The sequence below is a fragment of the Archangium sp. genome (assembly GCF_036388035.1).
Classification (GTDB): domain Bacteria; phylum Myxococcota; class Myxococcia; order Myxococcales; family Myxococcaceae; genus Archangium.
Map to the genome: position 1 here is coordinate 1 of NZ_DASVSO010000859.1, position 4,657 is coordinate 4,657.

Below are 4,657 nucleotides of genomic sequence, written 5' to 3' on the forward strand. Positions count from 1 at the left end.
GGGCGCACGCTGACGAGCAGCTTCTACACGGACAACCCCAAGGACTACCGGCAGAACGACGAGGACATCCACGCGGCCGTCTTCCTCGTCAACGTGGCGCTCTACCGGCTCCTGCGGGCCCATGGCATCCGCGCGGACTTCCTCGTCGGCCAGAGCGCCGGTGAGCTGGCGGCGCTGGTGGCCGCGGGCAGCGTGTCGCTGGCGGAGGGCCTGCACGCCATCCACTCGCGCACGGTGGCCGTGCTGGAGATGCCCACCGAGGATCCGGGCCAGATGGCCGCGCTCACCTGCTCCTCCGAGCGGGTGCCGGAGCTGCTCGCGGGCCTGCCCGGCTACGCGACGCTGGCGGCGGACAACGGGCCGAGCGCCTGCATCGTGTCCGCGGACCGCCACGCCCTGCCCCTCCTGGTGGAGCGCTGCACCGCCCGGGGCATCGAGTGCACCGTGCTCGCCGTCTCGCACGGCTACCACTCGGAGCTCATCGGACCGGCGCGTCCCGCCTACCAGCACGTGCTGGACCAGCTCCACTTCCGCAAGCCGTCGGTGTGCCTCATCTCCACCATCGACGCGGCCCCCTACGGGGAGCGCTCCCCGAGCGAGTACCCGGCCTTCCTGGCCAGCCAGTTCGTCGAGCCCGTGCGGTTGCGGCAGGCGCTCGAGGTCGCCCACGCGAGCGGGGCTCGCATCTTCATCGAAGCGGGACCCAAGTGGTCCCTCACCCAGTTCACACGCGAGTCCCTGAAGGGTAGGACCCACGGGGCCATCGCGTCGATTCATCCCAAGGTAGGAGACATGGAACAGTTCAAGCGCCTGGTGGGTCATGCATTCGTGAACGGCGTCGGACAGCTCTCGGCGGACGCGGCTGGTACCGCGACTCCCGCCGACGTCGAGGCGACGCTGCTTCAGCTCCCGCTCGAGGGTCTCCTCGAGCCCGCTTCCGCCCTGAAGGTGGCCCTCGCCCTGGGTGAGGAGTTCGGCGTGGATGCCTCGGTGGCTCGCCCCGAGGACCTGAGCAGCTTCGAGGCCATCATCGCGCTCGTGGAGCGGCTGCGCGCCGGAGAGCCCGCGCCGAAGTCCGCGCCCGCGGTGAAGCCCGCCGTGAAGGCCGAGGCGCCGAAGCAGGCCCCCGTCGCCGCGCCTTCCGTGGCCGCGGCCCCGCCGCCCGTCTCCGAAGAGCAGGACCCCGAGGCGCTGGAGGAGGAGGTCCGCGTCGTCCTCCTGGACAACGTGGTGTCCAAGACGGGCTACCCCGAGGACATGCTGGAGATGGACCTCGACCTCGAGGCCGACCTCGGCATCGACACCGTCAAGCAGGTGGACATCTTCGCGCGCACCCGCGAGCACTTCGGCGTCCCGAGGGACCCCAACCGCTCGCTGCGCGACTTCAACACCCTGCGCAAGGTCGTCGAGCACATCGTCGAGCGCGTGCTCGCCACCGGTGGCGGCGCCTCCACCCAGCTGGCCGCCGCGCCCGCCGTGACCAAGGTGGGCGCGCCCGCGCCCGCCGCGGCCCGTCCCCTTCCGCCTCCCGTCCCCGCGCCCACGCCCGCTCCCGCTCCCGCCGTGGCCCGCCCGAGCGTGGCTCCCGTCGCCGCGCAGACCATCGTGTCGCCGGCCGCCGTCTCCGCCGAGCAGCGGGAGGACCTCTCCGAGCAGGTCCGCGCTGTCCTGCTGCGCAACGTGGTGGAGAAGACGGGCTACCCCGAGGACATGCTGGAGATGGACCTCGACCTCGAGGCCGACCTCGGCATCGACACCGTCAAGCAGGTGGACATCTTCGCGCGCACCCGCGACTACTTCGGCGTCCCGAGGGACCCGAACCGCTCGCTGCGCGACTTCAACACCCTGCGCAAGGTCGTCGAGCACATCGTCGAGCGGGCCCAGTCCGCGAGCGCCACCGAGCGCGCCGCCGCCGCGGTGCACGCGGCCGCCACCTCCGTCGCCCCCTCCCAGGTCGAGCCCAAGGGCCGCTCCGGTCAGGGAGGCCCGCGCTCCGTGCGCGAGGCGCTCCTCGCCATGGACCTGAAGCACAACGGGGTGAAGCCCGAGGAGCTGCGCAGGCTGGGCGAGGCCCTGTCCTCGCAGCTCGGAACCGCCGCGCCCGACACGGGCAAGGTCCGCACGCTGGGCGAGCTCGTCCAGCACGTCGTGAAGGATCGCTAGGCCGTGCAATCCGACACCTCCCAATACCCGCTGCTGGAAGACGTGTCCGAGGTCTTCCGAGGCGAGAGCGCCGTCGCCAAGCGCGACGTGCGCCTCCCCTCGGAGCTCGACACGGAGATGCGCCCGCTGTCCGCCTCGCTGGAGCTGGAGTTCCTGGCCGAGCTGGGCGCGCTGGTGTACCCGGATCGCGTGCTGGTGGGCATGCGGGACGTGCGCTGGTTCCTGCGCGCCTCGGAGCCCGCGATGGCCGCGCGGCTGGTGGGTCGCGCCCGCCGGGAGACGGACGGCATGGTGTCGGTCTTCCTGTCCATGGAGCCGGTGGGGGTCGGCGGGCCGGAGGAGAGCCCCGAGGAGCCCATCCCCGTCTGCCGCGCCACCCTCCAGTTCGCCCAGCTCTACCGGCCCGCGCCCTGGCCCCAGCAGCAGCAGGAGCTGGCGCCCCGGGTGGAGAGCCTCCAGAACGGCAAGCAGCTCTACGCCTCGGTGGGAGGCCAGGGCGAGCGCGTCCCCGAGTCGCTCCAGGTCATCTCCTGGGCGAAGCTGGGCGAGCTGGGCCGGCTCCAGGGCGGCATCATCCAGCCGCGCGCGCTGACGAAGGCGCTGCCCGCCAGCCGCATCCAGGTGGCGCCCGCCGCGCTCGAGGGCGCGCTGCACCTGGTGAAGTGGCTCTGGTACTCCTTCTCGGGCGAGGGCTCGCGCGAGATGGCCATCTCCGAGGCCACCTGGTACCGCATGCCCCGCCGTGATGAGCGGCTGACGTGTGACGCCCGGCTGTGTGGCGCCAGCGTCGGCCTGGCCACCTTCGATGCCCTCGTCCTCGGTCAGGATGGCATCCCCGTGCTCGACCTGCGCGGCGTCGGCATGGCCTCCCTTCCCACCGAGGATGCCTCGCCCCCCCTGCCTCGACTCGCCTGGCAGTCCTTCGTCAAGAGCCTCTCACCGCGATGACCTCTCTCACGCACATCCCCCTCGCCATCGTTGGACTCGGTTGCCGTCTGCCCGGCGCCGACTCCCCGTCGCGCTTCATGAACCTGTCCCTGGAGGGGATGCGCGCCCTGACGCGGGCCCCGGAGGCCTGGGGGACGGGGCTCGGCCTGGACCGGCCGCTCATGGGCGGCTTCGTCCCGGAGGAGAGCAAGGACTTCAAGCAGTTCCGCCTGCCGCCCAACCAGCTGGAGAAGATGCACCGCATGGAGCGGCTGCTCCACCTGTCGCTGCTCCAGGCGACGCAGGACGCGGGCTACGGCCCCGACAAGAGCCCGGGCGGCCGATGCGCCATCTACCTGGGCGCCACCGGCCTGGGCGTGGACATGCAGGTGGACCAGACCCTGCGCCTGCGCACGCCGGAGCTGCGCGAGCACCTCTTCGCCCTCCTCCGGGAGCAGCCCGACGGGGCCCGGCTGATGGAGGCCGTGGACAAGTACGTGGCGGAGCACGCCCCGCCCATCACCGCCGAGTCCGTTCCCACCACGGCCACCACCGTGGCTGGCCGCCTCTCCGGAATGTTGGACACGCGCGGCGGGCACCTGGCGGTGGACGCGGGGACGGCCTCCTCGCTGGCGGCGCTGAAGTTCGCCTCGCTCTCGCTGCGCGAGGGACACTGTGACGTGGCGGTGGTGGGCGCGGTGTCCCCGCTGCTCAGCCCCTCCACCTTCGGGCTGCTGGCCGCGCGCGGCTGGCTGGCCGAGCAGGAGCTGCTCGCGCTCGATGAGCGCGCCGCGGGCACGCTGCCCGGAGAGGGCGCCGTGGCCCTCGTGCTGTGCCGGTTGGATGACGCGCTCGCCGACGGGCACCGCATCTACGCCGTCCTGCACGGCGTCACCTCGGAGATGAACCCCAAGCAGGGCCTGTCGCGAATGTCGCGCATGGTGGATCGCGCCGCCCGGGCCTGCCTGGACCTGGTGGGCGTGGACCCGGAGCAGGTGCGGCACGTGGAGCTGCAGGCGTGCGGCATTCCCGGCCTGGAGGACCAGGAGTACCTGGGCCTCAAGACGGCGTACGCCACGGCGCGCGCCGAGCCCCTGACGTTCTCCACCGCGGCCCCCCAGGTGGGCTTCCAGCAGGCGGCCAGCGGACTGGTGTCGGTGATGCGCGCGGCGCTCTCGCTGCACGGCGGCATGCGCGCGCCCGTGGCCGGCCTCACCACGGCGCGGCACGGGGTCCACACCACGCTGGAGTGCCTCACCCGCCCGATGAAGCTGCCGCCCCGCAGCTATGTGGGCGTCAGCTCGCTGGGATGGACGGGCGTCGCCTACCACGCGCTGCTCGGCGCCGCGCCCACCCGCGAGGCCCAGCCCGTCGTCCGGCCCGTCCGCTCGGCTCCCCAGAAGTTCGCCATCGTCGGCATGGGCGCCATCGCGCCTGGAGCGCAGGATGCCCGGGCGCTCTGGAGCAACATCATCACCAAGGCGGACACCATCGGTGACCTGCCGCCCTCCCGGTTCAACGCCCACAAGATGATCGGGGCGCTCATGAATCCCGGCGAGGTCATCCC

At 72.5% G+C, this 4,657-nt stretch carries 3 protein-coding genes; all 3 read left to right on the forward strand.

Going from position 1 to position 4,657, the window contains the following annotated elements:
* Positions 1–2,163: acyltransferase domain-containing protein (locus VF697_RS35440; protein WP_331102068.1), on the forward strand; the 2,163-nt coding region annotated here is incomplete at its 5' end.
* Between the two features lie 3 nt (positions 2,164–2,166).
* On the forward strand, positions 2,167–3,111 hold the full coding sequence (locus tag VF697_RS35445) for a hypothetical protein (protein ID WP_331102070.1): 945 nt from the start codon (positions 2,167–2,169) through the stop codon (positions 3,109–3,111).
* Positions 3,108–4,657: polyketide synthase (locus VF697_RS35450; RefSeq protein ID WP_331102072.1), on the forward strand; the 1,550-nt coding region annotated here is incomplete at its 3' end. The genes VF697_RS35445 and VF697_RS35450, both read left to right, overlap by 4 nt.